18 protein-coding genes and 5 pseudogenes are annotated in these 18308 nt (G+C 70.3%); 5 read left to right on the forward strand and 18 right to left on the reverse strand.

Annotated elements, in window-relative coordinates:
• Positions 1-195: 195 nt before the first annotated feature.
• Complete coding sequence (gene ssb, locus ACQ86J_RS01495) at positions 196-714, reverse strand: single-stranded DNA-binding protein (protein ID WP_431269741.1); 519 nt, start codon at positions 712-714, stop codon at positions 196-198.
• A gap of 184 nt (positions 715-898) precedes the next feature.
• On the opposite strand from ssb, the pseudogene uvrA reads away from it, so the two are divergent.
• The 3 genes and pseudogenes from uvrA to ACQ86J_RS01510 all read left to right on the forward strand — a co-directional run bounded on the left by uvrA (position 899) and on the right by ACQ86J_RS01510 (position 4975).
• Positions 899-3797 (forward strand): annotated as a pseudogene (uvrA, locus tag ACQ86J_RS01500) (excinuclease ABC subunit UvrA).
• 154 nt (positions 3798-3951) lie between these two features.
• Positions 3952-4314 carry a hypothetical protein gene (locus tag ACQ86J_RS01505; protein ID WP_431269742.1) on the forward strand — a complete coding sequence of 121 codons (363 nt, stop codon included), beginning with the start codon at positions 3952-3954 and terminating at the stop codon, positions 4312-4314.
• Positions 4307-4975: a hypothetical protein gene (locus tag ACQ86J_RS01510; RefSeq protein ID WP_431269743.1), complete on the forward strand. Its 669-nt coding sequence runs from the start codon at positions 4307-4309 to the stop codon at positions 4973-4975. Before ACQ86J_RS01505 ends, ACQ86J_RS01510 begins: the two co-directional genes overlap by 8 nt.
• Before the next feature lie 173 nt (positions 4976-5148).
• Here the strand turns inward: ACQ86J_RS01510 and ACQ86J_RS01515 are convergent, their stop codons facing one another.
• Positions 5149-5799: a squalene/phytoene synthase family protein gene (locus tag ACQ86J_RS01515; RefSeq protein ID WP_431269744.1), complete on the reverse strand. Its 651-nt coding sequence runs from the start codon at positions 5797-5799 to the stop codon at positions 5149-5151.
• Between the two features lie 8 nt (positions 5800-5807).
• A complete protein-coding gene (locus tag ACQ86J_RS01520; protein WP_431269745.1) occupies positions 5808-5981 on the reverse strand; it encodes a hypothetical protein in 174 nt (57 codons plus the stop codon).
• A gap of 183 nt (positions 5982-6164) precedes the next feature.
• Here ACQ86J_RS01520 and ACQ86J_RS01525 point away from each other — a divergent pair, with 183 nt between their 5' ends.
• On the forward strand, positions 6165-6746 hold the full coding sequence (locus ACQ86J_RS01525; protein ID WP_431269746.1) for a superoxide dismutase: 582 nt from the start codon (positions 6165-6167) through the stop codon (positions 6744-6746).
• A 64-nt stretch (positions 6747-6810) separates the two neighbouring features.
• Here the strand turns inward: ACQ86J_RS01525 and ACQ86J_RS01530 are convergent, their stop codons facing one another.
• Complete coding sequence (locus ACQ86J_RS01530; RefSeq protein ID WP_431269747.1) at positions 6811-6978, reverse strand: hypothetical protein; 168 nt, start codon at positions 6976-6978, stop codon at positions 6811-6813.
• 303 nt (positions 6979-7281) lie between these two features.
• Positions 7282-7623 carry a preprotein translocase subunit YajC gene (yajC, locus tag ACQ86J_RS01535; protein WP_431269748.1) on the reverse strand — a complete coding sequence of 114 codons (342 nt, stop codon included), beginning with the start codon at positions 7621-7623 and terminating at the stop codon, positions 7282-7284.
• A gap of 100 nt (positions 7624-7723) precedes the next feature.
• Here yajC and ACQ86J_RS01540 point away from each other — a divergent pair.
• Positions 7724-8572: pseudogene (locus tag ACQ86J_RS01540) on the forward strand (ATP-binding protein).
• Between the two features lie 33 nt (positions 8573-8605).
• Here the strand turns inward: ACQ86J_RS01540 and serS are convergent.
• The 13 genes and pseudogenes from serS to ACQ86J_RS01605 all read right to left on the reverse strand — a co-directional run bounded on the left by serS (position 8606) and on the right by ACQ86J_RS01605 (position 18259).
• Positions 8606-9879, reverse strand: a pseudogene (gene serS / locus ACQ86J_RS01545) (serine--tRNA ligase).
• Positions 9880-9939: 60 nt separating this feature from the next.
• A pseudogene (gene tatC, locus ACQ86J_RS01550) lies at positions 9940-10696 on the reverse strand (twin-arginine translocase subunit TatC).
• 51 nt (positions 10697-10747) lie between these two features.
• Positions 10748-11287: a twin-arginine translocase TatA/TatE family subunit gene (locus tag ACQ86J_RS01555; RefSeq protein WP_431269749.1), complete on the reverse strand. Its 540-nt coding sequence runs from the start codon at positions 11285-11287 to the stop codon at positions 10748-10750.
• 177 nt (positions 11288-11464) lie between these two features.
• Complete coding sequence (locus ACQ86J_RS01560; RefSeq protein ID WP_431269750.1) at positions 11465-11776, reverse strand: TOBE domain-containing protein; 312 nt, start codon at positions 11774-11776, stop codon at positions 11465-11467.
• The gene (locus ACQ86J_RS01565; RefSeq protein ID WP_431269751.1) at positions 11752-12084 is read right to left on the reverse strand and encodes a hypothetical protein; all 333 of its coding nucleotides are present in this window, start codon (positions 12082-12084) and stop codon (positions 11752-11754) included. Before ACQ86J_RS01565 ends, ACQ86J_RS01560 begins: the two co-directional genes overlap by 25 nt.
• Before the next feature lie 39 nt (positions 12085-12123).
• On the reverse strand, positions 12124-13011 hold the full coding sequence (locus ACQ86J_RS01570; protein ID WP_431269752.1) for an SMC-Scp complex subunit ScpB: 888 nt from the start codon (positions 13009-13011) through the stop codon (positions 12124-12126).
• A 145-nt stretch (positions 13012-13156) separates the two neighbouring features.
• Positions 13157-13312, reverse strand: coding sequence for a hypothetical protein (locus ACQ86J_RS01575; protein ID WP_431269753.1), 156 nt, complete (start codon positions 13310-13312; stop codon positions 13157-13159).
• A gap of 219 nt (positions 13313-13531) precedes the next feature.
• Entirely contained in the window at positions 13532-13696 is a 165-nt protein-coding gene (locus tag ACQ86J_RS01580) for a hypothetical protein (RefSeq protein ID WP_431269754.1), read from the reverse strand.
• Positions 13697-13711: 15 nt separating this feature from the next.
• Positions 13712-13891: a segregation/condensation protein A gene (locus tag ACQ86J_RS01585; RefSeq protein WP_431269755.1), complete on the reverse strand. Its 180-nt coding sequence runs from the start codon at positions 13889-13891 to the stop codon at positions 13712-13714.
• A gap of 39 nt (positions 13892-13930) precedes the next feature.
• A complete protein-coding gene (locus ACQ86J_RS01590; RefSeq protein WP_431269756.1) occupies positions 13931-14176 on the reverse strand; it encodes a hypothetical protein in 246 nt (81 codons plus the stop codon).
• A gap of 466 nt (positions 14177-14642) precedes the next feature.
• Complete coding sequence (locus ACQ86J_RS01595) at positions 14643-15587, reverse strand: glycoside hydrolase family 3 N-terminal domain-containing protein (RefSeq protein WP_431272700.1); 945 nt, start codon at positions 15585-15587, stop codon at positions 14643-14645.
• Positions 15503-16435, reverse strand: coding sequence for an SPOR domain-containing protein (locus tag ACQ86J_RS01600; RefSeq protein WP_431269757.1), 933 nt, complete (start codon positions 16433-16435; stop codon positions 15503-15505). The genes ACQ86J_RS01595 and ACQ86J_RS01600 overlap by 85 nt, the downstream gene beginning before the upstream one ends.
• Positions 16432-18259, reverse strand: a pseudogene (locus tag ACQ86J_RS01605) (arginine--tRNA ligase). Before ACQ86J_RS01605 ends, ACQ86J_RS01600 begins: the two are co-directional and overlap by 4 nt.
• Between the last annotated feature and the right edge of the window lie 49 nt (positions 18260-18308).

Raw genomic sequence — 18308 nt, forward strand, 5'->3', positions numbered from 1 at the left:
CGGCGCCGGGCCGGCCTGCTGCATGGCGCCGGGGGTGCTGCATCGTCAGGGGACGCGGGTCGCCGGTCACGCCTGCGGAGCCCGGCCACCGCTTCCGGCAGGCTGGACCGCCGGAGGAGCAGCCCGGGGCACTCCCCAAGGCCACCATCTTAGTATTCTTATGGCGGCGGGGCCACCCCGCGGCCACTGCCGACCTCAGAACGGGATGTCGTCGTCGAGGTCAGCGCCGCCCTTCGGCTTGCTGTCCCAGCCGCCGCCGCCGCTCCGGCCACCACCACCGCCGGACCGCTCGCCGCCATAGCCGCCGGAGGATCGCCCGCCGCCAAAGCCGCCACCGCCTTCGCCCATCTCACCGCCGCCGCCACGGCCATCCAGCAGAGTCAGTTCGCCCTTGAAGCGGCTGATGACCACCTCGGTGATCTCCCGCTCCTGACCGTCCTTGTCGGTATACTTGCGGCTCTCGAGCGCGCCTTCGAGGTACACCTTGCTGCCCTTCTTCAGGTACTTCTCGGCGATCTCACCGAGTTTCTCGTTGAAGATGGCGACCCGGTGCCACTGGGTCTTCTCCTTCCGCTCGCCGGAAGCGCGGTCGTTCCAGGTCTCCGACGTGGCGACGGAGAAAGAGACCACCTTGCCGCCGGACTGCATGTTGCGGGCTTCCGGGTCACGCCCCAGATTGCCCACCAGGATCACCTTGTTCACGCTGCCGGCCATGCCGTCCAAACCCCCGGAATCGAGCGCCTAGCATACTGCCCTGACCAGCCCGGGGCGAGTCCCGGGCAGGTTCGGCGGCATGCCCGGGGCCCACCAAGACCCCTTTCCGCCGCCTTAATATGGTGGCATTCCTCCAAGAACACAATGTGAACGTGGGCCCTGCCGGGTCCCGTGGAGCAACCCGATGGCCACCCCGCCTGCCACTCCGCCAGCCGCGTTGAACGCCGGCCAGATCCGCATCCGGGGCGCCCGCACCCACAACCTGAAGGATCTCGACCTCGACCTGCCGCGCGGGACATTGACCGTCATCACCGGCCTTTCCGGCTCAGGCAAGTCCTCCCTCGCCTTCGACACCATCTATGCCGAGGGCCAGCGGCGCTACGTCGAATCGCTCTCCGCCTATGCCCGCCAATTCCTGCAGTTGATGCAGAAGCCCGATGTCGACAGCATCGAGGGGCTGAGTCCAGCGATCTCGATCGAGCAGAAGACCACCAGCCACAACCCGCGCTCGACTGTCGGCACGGTCACCGAGATCCACGACTACATGCGGCTGCTCTGGGCCCGGGTCGGTGTGCCCTACTCGCCCGCCACCGGCCTGCCGATCGAGGCGCAGACCGTTTCCCAGATGGTCGACCGCGTGCTGGCGATGGAGGAAGGCACGCGGCTGCTGCTGCTGGCGCCCGTGGTGCGCGGTAAGAAGGGCGAGTTCCGCAAGGAGCTGGCGGAATGGCAACGCCGCGGCTTCGAGCGGGTGAAGATCGACGGCAAGCTGCAGCAGATCGCCGAGGTGCCGGCGCTGAAGAAAACGCTGAAGCATGACATCGAGATCGTGGTGGACCGCATCGTGGTCCGCGACGGCATCGCTCCCCGCTTGGCCGACAGCTTCGAGACGGCGCTCGCCCTCTCGGACGGCATCGCCTATGCCGAGAACGCCGACAGCGGCACGCGCACCGTTTTCAGCGCGAAGTTCGCCTGCCCCGAATCCGGCTTTACCATCGAGGAGATCGAGCCGAGGCTCTTCTCCTTCAACAGCCCGCAGGGCGCCTGCCCGACCTGCGACGGGCTCGGCACGCAGAGCTTCTTCGACCCGCAGCTGGTGGTGCCGGACGAGTTGCGCAGCCTGGCCGAAGGCGCCGTCGCGCCCTGGTCCGGCGCGCAATCGCCCTATTACGACCAGACACTCGAAAGCCTCGCGCGGCACTACAAGGTGGAGACGAGCCGTCCCTGGGCCGACCTGCCCGCCAAGGTCCGCGCCGCCATCCTGCACGGCACCGGCGAGGAGGTGGTGACGCTGCGCTACAAGGACGGCCTCCGCGCCTATGACGTGAAGAAGCCCTTCGAGGGCGTGCTGCCCAACCTCGAGCGCCGCCACCGCGAGACCGACAACCCCTGGGTCCGCGAGGACCTCGCCCGCTACCAAGCGGAGAAGCCCTGCGAGGCCTGCCAGGGCTTCCGCCTCAAGCCGGAATCCCTCGCGGTGAAGGTCGCCGGCTGCCATATCGGCGAGGCCTCCGAGCTGTCCATCCGCAAGTCGCGCGACTGGTTTGCCGGGGTCATGGCGACGCTGACGCCGCAGCGGCAGGAGATCGCCCGCCGGATCCTGCGCGAGATCGAGGAGCGGCTGCAATTCCTGGTCGATGTCGGGCTCGACTACCTCTCGCTCGGCCGCTCCTCGGCGACGCTCTCGGGCGGCGAGTCGCAGCGCATCCGCCTCGCCTCGCAGATCGGCAGCGGCCTGACCGGCGTGCTCTACGTGCTGGACGAGCCCTCCATCGGCCTGCACCAGCGCGACAACGAACGCCTGCTGGCGACGCTGCAGGCGGCTGCGCGACCATCGGCAACACGGTGCTGGTGGTCGAGCATGACGAGGACGCCATCCGCGCCGCCGACCACCTGGTGGATATCGGCCCTGCCGCGGGCGCCGGCGGCGGCCGCGTCATCGCCCAGGGCACCCCCGCCGAGGTCGCCGCCAACCCGGCCAGCCTGACCGGGGACTACCTCTCGGGACGCCGGCGGATCGAGGTTCCGGCGACGCGGCGGAAGGTGGACCGCAAGCGCGCGGTCAAGGTCGTCGGCGCCCGCGGCAACAACCTGAAGGACGTCTCGGCGGAATTCCCGCTCGGCACCTTCACCTGCGTCACCGGCGTCTCGGGCGGCGGCAAGTCGACCCTGGTGATCGAGACGCTCTACGAGCCGCGGCCCGCCGGCTGATGGGCGCCGGCACCGTGCCCTCGGCGCATGAGAAGATCGAGGGGCTCGACCAGCTGGACAAGATCATCGACATCGACCAGTCGCCGATCGGCCGCACGCCGCGCTCCAATCCCGCGACCTATACAGGCCTCTTCGCGCCGATCCGCGACTGGTTTTCCGAACTGCCCGAGAGCCGCGCCCGCGGCTACAAGCCCGGCCGCTTCAGCTTCAATGTCAAGGGCGGCCGCTGCGAGGCCTGCCAGGGCGACGGGCTGATCAAGATCGAGATGCACTTCCTGCCCGACGTCTACGTCACCTGCGACGCCTGCAAGGGCAAGCGCTACAACCGCGAGACACTGGAGGTGAAGTTCCGCAACAAGAGCATCGCCGACGTGCTGGAGATGACGGTGGAGGAAGGCGCCGAATTTTTCTCCGCCGTCCCCGCCATTGCCGAGAAGCTTCGGGTGCTGAAGGAAGTGGGCCTCGGCTACATCCATCTCGGCCAGCAGGCGACGACGCTGTCCGGTGGCGAGGCGCAGCGGATCAAGCTGTCGAAGGAACTGTCGCGCCGGGCTACCGGCCGGACGCTCTACATCCTGGATGAGCCGACCACCGGCCTGCATTTCGAGGATGTCCGCAAGCTGCTCGAGGTGTTGCACCAGCTGGTCGAGACCGGCAACACCGTCGTGGTGATCGAGCACAACCTCGAGGTCATCAAGACCGCCGACTGGATCCTCGACCTTGGGCCCGAGGGCGGCGATGGTGGCGGTCGCATCGTCGCCGCCGGGACGCCGGAGGAGGTGGCGGCAACCGAGGGCAGCCATACCGGGCGTTTCCTCTCGCCGCTGCTGGCCACCGAGGCTCCGCCGGCAAAGCGGCGCAAGCGTGCCTGACGCAAAGATATAGCAGCTTGCGCTAAATCAACGATAAGTTGCCATCTGTTCGGCAAGGCTCCCTCCTAACGATGGGCGGGAGCACGCGGCATGAGCAACGGCAGTTGGTGGGACCCGAGCAGCGCGGTCGCCCTGTATGGCTCCACCTCGGTGTATGGCGGCACCACCCAATTGGCGCCGCGCAGCCTCAGCACCCACGGCTTCACCATGCCGACCTACATCCTCGACGCAATCAGACCTCGAGGAGCAGGCGCGCGGCGGCGATCTGCACTTCTATGGCAACGGTTCCTATATCGGCGTCCGCGGCGATGCCGACTGGATTTCCGGCTCGGCCGTCGGCGGCAATGACGTGCTGTCGATCGCCGGCAGCTTCAGCATCGTCATCATTGGCGACGCCACCAGCATCAGCGGCGAGGCGCGCGGCGGCGACGACCGGCTCTGCGCCGCGGGCGGCTATGGGACCACTCCGCTCGGCGACGGAGTACTTCCTGTACGGCGATGCGGTTGCGATGACTGACCATGCGCATGGCGGGAATGACCACTTGTCCGGTGGGGTCGAGCACATGCTGGCCTTCGGCGATGCCCGCAGCATGGCCGACTGGACGGTCGGCGGCGATGACCGGATCGCGCTCGAGCACGGTGACGTCTATGGCGACGCGCTGACGCTGGCCGGACATGCGCATGGCGGCAACGACTCGATCCTAGCCTCGGTCGATGCTTGGCAGTCGATCTACGGCGACGGCGCGCTGTCCGATGACGCGGTCGGCGGCAATGACACCATTGCCGGCAATAGCGGCACAGCCGACCGGTTCTTCGTCGGTGACGGCGACCTGACCGGCCATGCGCGTGGCGGCGACGACCTCCTGATCAACTTACGCGCCGGCGATGCCGTGCTGATCGGAGACGGCAACCGAATCACCGGCCAAGCGCAGGCCGGCAACGACACGATCCATGGCGGCAATGCCAGCGGCATCTGCATGATCTACGGCGATGCCGGGCTGCTCGGCGCCGGCGCGCATGGCGGCGACGACCTGCTGGTCAGCGGCCAGGGCAACGACTGGATGTGGGCGACGCGCCGACGGTGGAGGCAGGGGCCACCACCGGCCACGACGTCTTCCTGTTCAAGCCGGGCAATGGTGACGACGTCATCTATGATTTCGAGGCGGGGCGGGACGTGATCAATCTGCGCTACTTCGCCGCGCTCGGCATCCACCATATGGCCGACCTCGGTATTTCAGGGGAGGTGATCGCCCTGCCCTCGGCCACTCCAGGGGGGCTGCAGGCAGCGTCACCGTCCTCGGCCATTCCGACTTCACCGCGGCGGATTTCCTCTTCGCCTGAGGCGCCGGCCTCAGGCCCGTCCGGCGATGCCCGCCAGCACCACCGCCAACCGGTCGCCGAGGCCGCGCGCCCCTGCCGGGAGCGCCCGGCCGGCGGCCAGCCGGCGCAGGTCGCGCCGTGCCAGCACCAGCGGCAGCGCCGCGGCATTCGCCGCCCGGCCGAGCGGGCGCAAAGCACGGCGCGTGGCCTCGAGCGCTGCAACGCCATCGGCCGCGAGCGCCGCGACCACCGGCCCGGCCAGCGCCGGTGCCTGCACCACCTCCTCCGGCGTAAGCCTGGCGGCGGCGAGTGCGTCCTGCGGCAACAGGCAGCGGCCCTGCCTCGCCAGGGCCGGCAGGCTGCGCAGTACCCCCGCCAGCCCATAGGCGGCCCCCGCCTGCTGGAGCGCCGGCAGCAGGCCGGGTGCAGCGCCGAGCAGGCGCCCGGCCGTGACCGCGAAGCCGCCGGCAGTGCCGCGCAGATACGCTGAGAAGGCTTCCCGCGTCGGCAGCCCTTCCTCCTCCGCCTCGGCCTCCCTCGCATCGGCCAGGGCCACCAGGTCGGCCGGATCCAGCAGGCCTGCGCCGATCGCCGCATGCAACGGGCCGGCCACCTCATGCCGCCGCGGCGGCTTGCCCTCGGCGGCATGTTCCACCGCCTCGCGCCACCATTGGAGCCGCATCAATGCGATCAGCGGCGTCTTCGCCGCCTCCCGCGCCCGGGCCAGCGCTCGTGGTTGTAGGCAATCAGCGCGAACAGGGGCTCGCGCAGCGCCACAGGGGCGAACAGCGCGCAGAGGAAGCGATCGGGGTCATGCCGACGGGCGAATTCTGCAACCGGGGAGAGTTCGGGCGTTGTGGCCATGCCGCGCCTTATGCCCGGCCCTTGCTTGACGCGCCACGGCACCCCGCTTAGCTGTTTCGCCGGCTCCCGGGCCTCGCGGAAGACCGCTCCGGGCGCGTTCCATCGAAGCACGAGGAGACAACGCCATGGCCTTCCAGCCTGCCGCCGCTGCCCTATTCCACCAATGCGCTCGCCGGTCAGGGCATGTGCCAGGAGACGCTCGAGCTCCACCACGGCAAGCACCACAACGCCTATGTCACCGCGCTCAACGGCCTGGTCGAGAGCAAGGGCCTCGCCGGCAAGAGCCTCGAGCAGATCGTGGCGGAAGCCGGTAAAGCCGGCACCGACGGCCTGCCGGTGCTGAACCAGGCCGGGCAGCACTGGAACCACATCCTGTTCTGGCAGGTGATGTCGCCCAAGGGCGGCGGTGACAAGCTGCCGGCCAAGCTGGCCGCCAAGATCGACCAGGACCTCGGCGGCTTGGCGCCGTTCAAGGAGGCCTTCAAGCAGGCCGGCGTGACCCAGTTCGGCTCGGGCTGGGCCTGGCTGGTTGTTGGCGCCGATGGCAAGCTGAAGGTGACCAAGACCGCGAACGGCTCCAACCCGATCGCCACCGGCGAGGGCACGCCTATCCTCGGCGTCGATGTTTGGGAGCACGCCTACTACCTGGACTTCCGCAACGTCCGGCCGAACTACCTCGACAATTTCCTGAACAAACTGGTCGATTGGGAAGTGGTCGAAGGCCTGATGCAGCAGGGCGGGCTGAAGTCCGGCCAGTCGGCCTGAGGTCCACAGGGCTTCCGGAGGACAGGGGCGCCCGGGCAACCGGGCGCCTCTTTTTGCCTGCGGCTCAGTCCTGGTCGAAAGCCGGCGGGTGAGCCAGGCCGGGCGCGAAGCCCGCGAAGGCCCTTTCCAGCATCGCCGGCCAATGGCCGGTACGCGCAGGGGCCAGGAACATGGGCGCGCCGTCCTCCAGCAGCATCAGGAACAGCCGCTCTGTTCCCGCATCGAAGGCCATGAAGAGGCCGCGCCCGCTGCACGCCGCTGCGCGGTTCCGGATCGGCGCAGCCCCAACCGACCAGCCAGCGGTCCTCGACCAGCGCCACTGGCGGCCCGGGCAGGCGCAGCCCCTCATAGACCTGCTGCTGTCGGCCGCGTGCCGCGCCGCGCAACAGGATGGCGACCGCAGGCTGGGCCGCAAGCTGCACCATGCTGCCGCCAGCCGCCTGTCGGGTCGCAGCCGCCTCGGGCGAGGCAGCTCGTACCGGCGCCGCGGACAGCAACGCCCAGGCGGCAAGAACCGCGACTGCGAGACGCCGTCTCAGCTCTTGGCGCCGGAATCATTCGCACCGAGCGGCTTCAGCACGTCGCCGATGGTCTGGCGCAGGACGCTGACGCGGACATTCGGGGCGATCTCAACCTCAACCTCGTCGATGCCGTCCTTCACGACCATCACCTTGCCGATGATGCCGCCGGCGGTCAGCACGCGGTCGCCGCGCTTCAGCGCCGCGAGCAGCGCCTTGTGCTCCTTCTGCTTTTTCTGCTGCGGGCGGATCAGCAGGAAGTAGAAGACGGCGAAGATCAGCAGCAAGGGCGCGATCTGGGTGACCATCGCCAGGCCGCCCCCGAGGGAATCCTGCGCATAAGCGGGGGAGATGAGCATCCGGGGCGAATTCCTTGTGGTTCCGGCTTGCCGGGCAAGCCGGCCGCAAACTAGCTTCCGCCCCTTCCCGTCAAGGGCGGCCCAATTTCCGGAAACGACCATGGATATCGCTTTGATGACCCGCATCGTGGAGGCGCTGGAGCGCTTGGCGCCGCCGCCGCCCGAGCCGCCCCGCCTGGAAGGGGCCGATGCCTTCGTCTGGCACCCGACACCGGCCCCGCGCCTTTCCCCCGTGCCGCGGGTCTCCCGCGTCGAGATCGGCCTGCTGCAGGGGATCGACCGGCAGAAGGACCTGCTGGTGGAGAACACGCTGCGCTTCGCCCGCGGCTTTCCCGCCAACAACGTGATGCTCTGGGGCGCCCGCGGCACGGGCAAGTCGTCCCTGGTGAAGGCCGCGCATGCCGCGGCGAATGCCGAGCGGCCCGGCAGCCTCGCGCTGATCGAAATCCACCGGGAGGACATCCGCACCCTGCCGAGACCTGCGTGAACATCCTGCGCGCCCAGGACCGCCGCGCCCTGGTCTTCTGCGACGACCTGTCCTTCGAGAAGGAGGATGCCGACTACAAGGCGCTCAAGTCGGTGCTGGATGGCGGCATCGAGGGGCGACCAGCCAATGTGCTGTTCTACGCGACCTCCAACCGCCGCCACCTGATGTCAGCGCGACATGATCGAGAACGAGCGCAGCACGGCGATCAACCCGAACGAGGCGGTTGAGGAGAAGGTCTCGCTAAGCGACCGCTTCGGGCTTTGGATCGGCTTCCACTGATGCGACCAGCCGACCTACTTCGCCATGATCGAGGGCTATGCCGCGGCGCTCGGGATCGACCTGTCCGAAGAGGAGCTGCGGCGGCAGGCGAACGAGTGGTCGGTCACGCGCGGCGGGCGGTCGGGGCGCGTCGCCTGGCAGTTCATCCAGGACCTCAGCGGCCGGCTCGGCATCGCCAACTGACAGTGACGGCAGGGGGCCATACCCCTGCCGTCCTCAGCCCGCGCCGATGCGCTCCATGCCGCCCATCCAGGGCCGCAGCACCTCGGGCACCATCACGCTGCCATCCGCCTGCTGGTGCGTCTCGAGCACCGCGATCAGCGCCCGACCGACCGCGACCCCGCTGCCGTTCAGCGTATGGACCACGACATTCCCTTTGCCCTCGCTCGGCTTCATCCGGGCATTCATCCGGCGCCCCTGGAAGTCGCGGCAATTGGAGCAGGAGGAAATCTCCCGCCAGGCACCCTGCCCTGGCAGCCACACCTCAAGGTCGTAGGTCTTCGCCGCGCCGAATCCGGTATCGCCGGAGCAGAGCACGATGCGCCGCCAAGTCAGGCCAAGCTCGGTCAGCACCCTCTCGGCGCATTCGGTCATCCGCTCATGCTCCGCCGCGCTGTCCTGCGGGCGGGTGACGGAGACCATCTCCACCTTTTGGAACTGGTGCTGCCGCAGCATCCCCGCGTGTCGCGCCCGGCACTGCCGGCCTCAGACCGGAAGCAGGGCGACAGCGCGGCGAAGCGCATCGGCAGCGCCGCCTCGGCGATGATGTCGCCGCGGACAAGGTTGGTCAGCGGCACCTCGGCGGTCGGGATCAGGTAGCGCCCGTCGGTGGTCTTGAAGAGGTCTTCCTCGAATTTCGGCAACTGCCCGGTGCCGTACATGGTCGCGGCATTCACTAGGTAGGGCACGGCGGTCTCGGCGTAGCCGTGCTGTTCGGTGTGCAGCGTCAGCATCCATTGACCAAGCGCCCGTTCCAGCCGGGCCAGCGCTCCGCGCAGCACGGTGAAACGGGCACCGGCCAGCTTGGCGGCGCTGGTGAAATCCATCAGACCGAGCGCCTCGCCGAGCTCGAAATGCTGCTTCGGCGTGAAGTTGTGCCGCCGCGGCTCGCCATGCTGGCGCAGCACCACATTGGCGGATTCGTCGGCGCCGTCCGGCACTTCGGGGTCGAGAATATTCGGCAGCGCCTCGAGGATCGCGGTCTGCGCGGCCTCGGCCGCGGCGGCAGCCGCCTCGAGCGCCGCCATCTCGTCGCGCAGCGCGACGCCCTCAGCCTCCAGCACCACGCTGCTGGCGCCGCTGCGCTTGGCCTGGCCGATTTCCTTGGCGAGGGCGTTGCGCCGCGCCTGCTTGTCCTGCAGCACCTGCAGCGCGCCGCGCCGGGCGGCATCCTGCGCAAGGATCTCCTCGGCCACCGGCGGCAGCCCGCGCCGCGCCATCGCCGCATCGAAGGCCGCCGGGTCGGCGCGGACGGATCGGATATCGTGCATGGCGGTCTGGTCCCGAAACTCTGGGCGGGGTCGGGAGGGATCGAGGGCAGCCCCCTCGCCTCAGGTCTTCTTCGTCTCGTCCGGCTTTTTCGGCGTCATCCAAACCGCCGCCAGGATCGACAGCTCATAGAGCGCCAGCAGCGGCACCGCGAGGCCGATCTGGCTGATAACGTCGGGCGGCGTCAGCACCGCGGCCACCACGAACATACCGACGACCGCATAGCGCCGGCCCTTCCGCAGCGTCGCGACGTCGAGGATGCCGACCCGGCAGAGCAGGGTCAGCAGCACCGGCATCTGGAAGGCGACGCCGAACGCCAGGATCATCTGCATGACCAGCGACAGGTATTCGCTGACCTTGGCCTCGAGCTGGATCGGCAGCGCGCCCTGTCCCGGAGGGGTTTCGAAGGTGATGAAGAAGCGCCAGGCCAGCGGGAAGATGAAGTAGTAGGCCAGCGCCGCCCCGGCGACGAACAGGAAGGGAGAGGCGATCAGGAAGGGATAGATCGCCCGCTTCTCGCTGCGGTACAGGCCGGGCGCCACAAACAGCCAGAGCTGGGTCGCCCACATTGGGAAGCTGAAGAAGACCGCGCCGAAGAAGGCGACCTTCAGGTAGGTGAAGAAGGCCTCGTATAGCGCGGTGAAGATCATGCGCCGCTCGCCGCCGCCCTGCTGCTGCAGGATATCGGCCAGCGGCCGGGCCAGGAAGCCGTAGATCTGGGAGGAGAAGTAGTAGCAGACGGCGAAGGCGATGCCGAAGGCGGCGACCGACCAGAGCAGCCGCGTGCGCAGCTTCCATCAGGTGGTCGAGCAGCGGCATCGGCTTGTCGTCGATGATGTCTTCCGGTTCGCGCGGCACGGGCGTCGCTGCTCAGCTCTTCTGGGTCGGCGCCGGCGCTTCCGCCGGTGGGACGAAGGCGGGGGGCGCCGGCGGCCCGGCCGCGGCAACCGGGGAAGGCGCTGCGACGCTGGGCGCGATGGGCGGCGCGGCGGGCGCATAGGCGGGCGCGGGATGAAGGCCGGCGTGGGCGGCGGCGGGGCCGCGGCGGCCGGCTCGGCGCCGGGAAGTGGCCGCCCCAGTCGACGCCGGTGCGGTGTAGGGGCTGGTGTAGTCCGTCTTCAGCGGGTCCTCGGTGAAGGTCTTGCGGATGGTGCCATCCGTGTCGACCGCCTTCTCCAGGGTATCGCGGATGTTGAAGTTGCGGATCTCGTTGATCGAGGAGCGGACCTCCTCAAGATCTCGCCTCCCGCACCAACTCGTCGGCCTGGCCCTGGAACTCACTGGCCATGCGGCGCAGCTTCTGCACTCGCGCGCAAGGCCACGGATGGCCTCGGGCAGGTCCTTGGGGCCAATGACGACGAGCGCCACCACGCCGATCAGCGCAATCTCGGACCAGGCTAGGTCGAACATGACGTCTCCGACTGCGGCACGGGGATCACCGCCCCCGTCGCCGCAAGCTCGCCTCCGTTAGCAGGAACCCAGGGCTCCAACAATCTGAGGCAGGGTGACCAGGACGGATATACAGGGAGCCTATCTAGGGAGGGGCGGGCGGGAATACGAAGGCCCGCTCCGGGTCCATCGCAACCGTCACCCGCTGTCCACGTGCCAGGCGGATGCCCGGCGGCAGCCGGGCGGTGCAGATGCAGCACCCCGCCGGCGCCGTCCGCCACCGCGGAGATGCACCAGGGTGGTGGCCCCGAGCGGCCGGCAGGCCTCGACCTCGGCCGGGGTGCCGCCCTCGGCCTGGACCAGCAACCCCTCCGGCCGCAACAGCACCTCCACCGCCCCCTCTGCCAGGTCGGCCCCGGGACGGATGGGCAGACCACCAATCGGCGTCTCCGCCCGGCCCGCCCGCAGCCTTGCCGGCAGCCGGTTCACCTCGCCGAGGAAGGTGGGCAACGAAGGGATCGGGCCGGGTCGAGGTAGAGCTCCTCCGGCCGGCCCAGCTGGACCACCCGGCCTCCGCGCATCAAGGCGATGCGGTCGGCCAGGAACATCGCTTCCTCGGCGTCGTGGGTCACGATCATCGCCGGGATCCCGGCAGTCTGCAGTACGTGCAACGTGTCGTCGCGCACCTGCTCGCGCAGGCGGGCATCCAGACTAGCGAAGGCCTCGTCGAGCAACACGACCTGTGGTCGGGGGGCGAGCGCGCCGGGCCAGCGCCACCCGCTGCTGCTGTCCGCCGGACAGCATGTGCGGATAGGCATTGGCGTGGGTTTCCAGCCCGACCCGGGCCAGCGCCTCGGTCACCGCCCAGCTCCGTTCCCCCGCGGCAGGCGGTTGAGGCCGAAGGCGACGTTCTCGGTGACCGTCAGATGCGGGAAGAGCGCATAGTCCTGGAAGACGAAGCCGACATGGCGCTGCTCCGGCGGCACTTCCCGCCCAGGCTCGCCGACCACCACCCCGCCCAGCTCAATTCGTCCGGCTTGCAGCGGCTCCAGCCCCGCCACCAGCCGCAGCAGCGTGGTCTTGCCATCGCCGGAGGGGCCGAGCAGGCAGAGGATCTCGCCCGGCCGGACATGCAGATCGACGCCACGGATTACCTCGCGTCCGCCATAGGCGTGGCGGATGCCGGTCAGGCGCAGGCTCATTGCGGCGGGGCGGCGGCGTCGACCGGGGCCAGCAGCCCACTGCCAGGCTCGTTCACCAGCTCCTCCCGCCGCGGCAGGTCGGACAGTGCCCTTAGGCCGAACTGCTCGAGGAACTTCGGCGTGGTGCCCCATGAGGCTGGGACGTCCCGGCACCTCCTTGCGGCCCCGCGGGCCGATCAGCCCCATCTCAAGCAGCGACTCCAACGTGGTCTGCGACAGCGACGCACCACGGATTTCCTCCACCTCGGCCCGGGTGACCGGCTGGTGGTAGGCGATGATGGCCAGCGTCTCCATCGCCGCCCGCGGCAGCCGGCGCGGCACCTCCACCACCCGGGTCAGCGCGGGGGCGAGTTCCGGCGCGGTACGGAATGCGAAGCCGCCGCCGACCTCCACCAGCTGCACTGGCCGGTCGGCGCAATGTGCGGCGATCGCGGTCAGTACGGCGCGCGCATCGACGCCGGGCGGCAGCGCCTGCTGTAGGCGCTGCGGCGTGACTGGGCGGTCGCTGGCGAAGACCAGAGCCCTCCGCCAGCCGCAGCGCATGGGCAAAGAGCGCCGGGTCGACCGCGTCCGGCGGCGCCACGGCCTCCGGGCCGAAGGGCTCGGGCGCCGAGCCCTCGGAGGCCACGGCCTCGGGGTCCGGCGCCTGCGGGAAGCCGAAGCCTCCGGGCCGAAGGGCTCGGCCGGCTCAGGCGGCTCTTGCATCGGGCAGTTCCTCGGCCGCTGCGCGGCGGCGGATCAGGATGGGGCCGAAGCTGTGTTCCTGGCGCAGCTCGATCCCGCCACCGCGGGCGGTCTCGAGCGCCGCGATCAGCGTGCTGGCCAGGGCGGCACGCTGTTCCACCGGGTCGGTCAGGCCGTCCGGCAGGGAAGCGCTGCAGCATGGCCCAGTCCGGGAGCGCGCCGACCAGCCGGCCGAGCCGCGCCAGCGCCTCCTGCACCGTCCAGAGCTTCCGGTGCTTCGGTACATAGGGCCGCCGGGCGAGCGCGCGGCGCCGGGCGGCGGCATAGGCCTGCAGCAGCGCCGGCAGTTCGGCCGAGATCTCGGTGCGATCCTCGACCTTCAGCGATCTCGGCCACGCCGCGGCCGAAGACCTCGCGGCCCAGTTGTGGCCGGGCGCCGAGCCAGGCGGCGGCGGCGCCGCATTCGCGCCAGCTCGGCCAGCCGGTCGGTCAGCGCGGCGGCCAGCGCCTCGGCATCCTCCTCTTGCGCCGGGTCCTCCGGCACCAGCGAGGCAGGACTTCAGCCAGGCGAGAGCCAGGCGGCCATCACCAGCCAGTCGGCCGCCAATTCCAGTCGCACCCGGCGCGCCTGTTCCAGCACGGCCAGGAACTGGTCCACCAGGGCGATGATGGAGATTTTCCCGAGATCGACCTTCTGGGCCCGGGCCAGGTCGAGCAGCAGGTCGAGCGGCCTCTTCAAACCCCTCCAGCCGCAGGTGCAGGGTGGGAGAAGCCTCGCTCATGGTGCCGCCCCATTGCCGGACAGCAGCACCACCAACCCGAAGGCCTCGGCCACTACATGGCGCAGCGCCCAGCCCACCGGATCCAGCCCGTCCGTCAGCCGCGGCGGCAGGAAGACCACGAAGAGCACGATGAGGATGCCCCAGCGCTCCAGTCGCATATAGGGCAGCGCCAGCGCCCGGGGCAGCAACCCGGCGAGGATGCGGCCGCCATCAAGCGGCGGAATGGGCAGCAGGTTGAACAAGCCAAGGACCAGATTTGCCAGGATGCAGAGGCCAAGGAAGCGATAGGCGATGCCCAGCGAGTCGGGCGACAGTAAACCTCCCAGGTTTCGACCGGGTGGACCAGCAGCCCGGCGATCCAGGCGAGCAGGAAATTCATCGCCGGCCCGGCCGCGGCGACGAGCATCATGCCCCGCCGCGGATTGCGCAGCGCCATGACATCGACCGGCACCGGCTTGGCCCAGCCGAACATGAACTCCACGCGCCCGACGGTCAGCAGCTGTGTCACCAGCAAGAAGCCCGGCAGCAGAATGGTGCCAACCTGGTCCACATGCCTCAGCGGGTTCAGGCTCAGCCGCCCCATCCGCTTCGCCGTGTCGTCGCCGAGGGCGAGCGCGGCATAGCCATGTGCCGCTTCATGCAGTGTGATCGCCAGGACCGAGGCGATGATGGATGCAAGGAGTTCCGGCAGCCAGCCGGCCGCCCCGCTCACGCCGCCGCCGAGGCCAGCCAGGCGTCCCGCGCGGCGGCCAGGCTGCCAGTGTTGATCGGCCGACGCCGTGCCAGCATGGCGGCGCGCGCCTCGACCAAGCGCGATTCTGCGACCTCGGACAGCACCGGGCAGCCGGCGAGCGCCGCCGCCGTCTCCGCGAGCACGCCGTTGCAATGCAGCACCAGGTCGCAGCCGGCTTCGATTGCCGCCGCCGCCAGCGCCCCGGCCTCGCCGCGCAGCGCCTTCATGCAGAGGTCGTCGCTGACCAGCACGCCGTCGAAGCCGATGGCGCCGCGGATCACCTGCTCGATAACCAGGGGCGAGAGCGTCGCCGGTCGGTCTGCATCGAGCGCGGCATAGAGGATATGCGCCGTCATCGCCCAGGCCCCGGCATCGGCCAGCGCCGCGAAGGGCGCGCAGTCGAGTGCCAATTCATCAAGCCCCACCGCGACCCGCGGCAGGTCCAGATGGCTGTCCACCAGGGCCCGGCCATGGCCGGGAATGTGCTTGATGACTGGAATGCAGCCCGCCGCCTGCAGCCCTTCGGCGACCGCGAGGCCGAGCCGCGCGACCTCGGCCGGGTCGTCGCCGAAGCTGCGGTCACCGATGATGTCGTGCGCGCCGGGCAGCCGCAGGTCGAGCACCGGGGCGCATACCACGTCGAAGCCGGCCTCGGCGCAGGCCAGGCCGAGCAGCGTGGCATTGGCCCGCGCCGCGCCGGTGGGACCGCCAGTGAAGGCGGCAGCAGGGGCGAATTCCGGCCAGTGCGGCGGCCGCAGCCTAGCAACCCGGCCGCCTTCCTGGTCCACCAGGATCGGTGCCTCGGCGCCCAGCAGCTCGCGCAGTCTGGCGGCGGTCAGAGCCCGCAGCTGGTCGGGGTCCTCGACATTACGGGCGAAGAGGATGGCGCCAAGCGGCGCGGCAGCGCGGAACAGCGCCACTTCCTCCGCCGCCAGGCGCGGGCCGGCGATCCCGACGATGGCAGCGCGCGGCCGCATCGCCATGGCGCTAGCCCCCGACCGGGACGCAGGCCCCGCCGCTCGGCCTTCACCGCCTCGCAAAGCGACTTAGCCGCGGCCGCATCGGCGACCCCGCCAGCCCGCAGGCGGAACAACGGCGGCAGCCCCTCGCGCTCAAGCTTGGTTACGCGCGGCTGGAAGCCGGCGAGTTCCGGCACCCGCTTGGCCACCCGGTCCCATTCGGCTCGCGCGGCTTCCTCGGTCGCCAGCGCGCCAAGCTGGATGGTGGCGCGGCCCGTGGCGGTGGGTACCGGGCGCGGCGGGACGGCGGGCGCCGTGGGTGCGGGCGCCATGGGGATGGCGACCGGCGCGGCGACCGGGGAGCCAACGGCGCGGCAACCGGGGGCGCCGGCGGCGCGGCGACGGGTGCGGCCGGCGCCGGCGCGGCGGCGCCGCCGGGGCCAGAAGGGTCGGCGGCGGCGGTGCCGCCTGGCGCTGCAGCAGCTCGAGCGCGGCACCTCCGGCCCCTGGTCCAGCTTCGAGTTCCCACTGCGGCGCTCAGCCTCGCGCCGCACCGGGAGGAGCTCGAGGATGATCTGATCCTGGTTGGGGACGATCATGCCGCCCGGATTCTCCGGCCGCACCTTTAATGGCCGGCCATCGGCCTCGATCACCGGCACCGGCTGCGGCCCCATGCGGGAGACGCCCCAGGCAACCGCGCCGGCCAGCGCCACCGCCCCGAGCAACCCGCCGGCGACCGCCAGCATGCGCACCGAAATCCCCTGCTTCTCCGGGCGCGGGCGCCGGGAGGGTACCGCCAGATCGCTCACCGCATCTCCTCGACGGGAGTGACTCCCATCACCGCAAGCCCCGAGCGGATGACCGTGGCGGTGGCGGCGACCAGCGCCAGCCTAGCCCGCGTCGCCTCCGGCTCATCCTCGCGGATGAAGCGCAGCGTCGTGTCCTCTCGGCCCCTGTTCCACAATACATGAAAGTCACCGGCCAAGTCATGGAGAAAGAACGCGATTCGGTGCGGCTCGCGGGCCAGGGCGGCGGCTTCCACGGTGCGCGGCCAAGTGGTCAGGCGGCGGATGAGCGCCAGCTCCGCCGGGTCCACCAGGCTGTCGAGCGGCGCCAGCGCCAGGTCGCCCGCCGGCGGGTCGCCGGCCGCGCGCAGCACGCTGCGGCAGCGCGCATGCGCGTACTGCACGTAGAAGACCGGGTTCTCGCGCGACTGCTCGACCACCTTGTCGAGGTCGAATTCCATCTGCGCATCCGCCTTGCGCGTCAGCATGGTGGAAGCGCACCGCGTCGCGCCCGACCTCCTCGATCAGGTCGCGCAGCGTGACGCTAGGTGCCGGCGCGCTTCGACATGCGCAGCGGCTGGCCGTCCTTCCAGAACCGAGACGATCTGCACCAGCACGACGTCGAGCGGCACGGTCCCCGAGGACAATGCGCCAACCGCCGCCTGCATGCGCTTGACATAGCCGCCATGGTCGGCGCCCCAGACATGCACGAGCTCGGCGAAGCCGCGTTCGATCTTGTGCAGGTGGTTGGCGATGTCGTTGGCAACATAGGTGCCGCTGCCGTCGGACTTGCGCAGCGGACGGTCGACCTCGTCGCCGGATCGCAGTGGCGCGGAACAGAAGTCTGCTCACGCGGCTCCCAGTCCTCCGGCGTCTTGCCCTTGGGCGGCTCCAGCACGCCACGATAGATCAGGCCGCGATCGTGAAGGAGCTGCTCGGCCTGTTCCAGCTTGCCGGCGCGGACGAGTTCGGCCTCGGAGACGAAGACGTCCTGCTCGACGCCGAGCGCGGCGAGGTCCTCGCGGATCGAGACCATCATGCGGGCGACGGTGACGTCGCGGATCGCCTCCAGCGCCGCGCCCGCGGGCACCGCGCCATCGACCGGGACTAGCGCCGCACCGTGCTCGGCGACCAGCGCCTCGCCCACCGGCACCAAGTAGTCGCCGCCGTATTGCAGCGCGACGCCGAATGCCTGCTCGAAGGCCTCGCGGCCACGGTCGGAGGCGGCGAAGGCGCGCAGGGCGGGGGCGTCGAGCGCCGCGCCGGCCGGCGTCGCCAACAGCGCCTGCAGGTAGCGCCAGTAGGCTGCCATCGCCAGCGCCTGGACCTGCGCCCCGGCGTCGTTGATGTAGTATTCCTTGGTCACGTCCCAGCCGGCCTTGGCCAGCAGGTTGGCCAGCGCGTCGCCGACCACCGCGCCGCGGCAATGGCCGACATGCATCGGCCCGGTCGGGTTGGCCGAGACGTATTCGACATCGACCTTCCGCCGCGCGCCGGCGGTCCCGTTGCCGTAGCCGATGCCCTCGGCAAGGATCACCGGCAGCTTGGGCGCGCAGCACGCTCTCGCGGAGCCGCAGGTTGACGAAGCCGGGGCCGGCGGGCGCCGCGCTCTCGACCTCGGGCAGCGCCGCGAGCTTCCCGGCCAGGGCCGCGGCCAGCTTCGGCGGCGCCTGCTTCGCCAGCTTCGCCACCACCAGCGCGCCGTTGGTCGCCATGTCGCCATGGCTCGGGTCGCGCGGCGGCTCCATCAGCACGCGGGCGAAGGCCTCGCCCGGCAGGTCGAGGCAGCAATCTCGCCAAGGCGGCGACGGTCCGGGCACGAAGCGCGGCGAAAAGGTCGTGTTCGATCATGGTGGCGCGGGTGTAGCAGGCCGGTAGCCCGGGCGACAGGATGGCG

It is taken from the genome of Dankookia sp. P2 (genome assembly GCF_050632255.1).
Lineage (GTDB): Bacteria > Pseudomonadota > Alphaproteobacteria > Acetobacterales > Acetobacteraceae > Paracraurococcus.

Excerpts from the sequence above, each read along its gene's own strand:
- ssb (WP_431269741.1), bottom strand. The coding sequence starts at position 714 with ATGGCCGGCAGCGTGAACAAGGTGATCCTGGTGGGCAATCTGGGGCGT.
- ACQ86J_RS01505 (WP_431269742.1), top strand. The coding sequence starts at position 3,952 with ATGGCGGCACCACCCAATTGGCGCCGCGCAGCCTCAGCACCCACGGCT.
- ACQ86J_RS01510 (WP_431269743.1), top strand. The coding sequence starts at position 4,307 with ATGACTGACCATGCGCATGGCGGGAATGACCACTTGTCCGGTGGGGTC.
- ACQ86J_RS01515 (WP_431269744.1), bottom strand. The coding sequence starts at position 5,799 with ATGCGGCTCCAATGGTGGCGCGAGGCGGTGGAACATGCCGCCGAGGGC.
- ACQ86J_RS01520 (WP_431269745.1), bottom strand. The coding sequence starts at position 5,981 with ATGGCCACAACGCCCGAACTCTCCCCGGTTGCAGAATTCGCCCGTCGG.
- ACQ86J_RS01525 (WP_431269746.1), top strand. The coding sequence starts at position 6,165 with ATGTGCCAGGAGACGCTCGAGCTCCACCACGGCAAGCACCACAACGCC.
- ACQ86J_RS01530 (WP_431269747.1), bottom strand. The coding sequence starts at position 6,978 with ATGGCCTTCGATGCGGGAACAGAGCGGCTGTTCCTGATGCTGCTGGAG.
- yajC (WP_431269748.1), bottom strand. The coding sequence starts at position 7,623 with ATGCTCATCTCCCCCGCTTATGCGCAGGATTCCCTCGGGGGCGGCCTG.
- ACQ86J_RS01555 (WP_431269749.1), bottom strand. The coding sequence starts at position 11,287 with ATGTTCGACCTAGCCTGGTCCGAGATTGCGCTGATCGGCGTGGTGGCG.
- ACQ86J_RS01565 (WP_431269751.1), bottom strand. The coding sequence starts at position 12,084 with ATGCCTATCCGCACATGCTGTCCGGCGGACAGCAGCAGCGGGTGGCGC.
- ACQ86J_RS01570 (WP_431269752.1), bottom strand. The coding sequence starts at position 13,011 with ATGCGCTGCGGCTGGCGGAGGGCTCTGGTCTTCGCCAGCGACCGCCCA.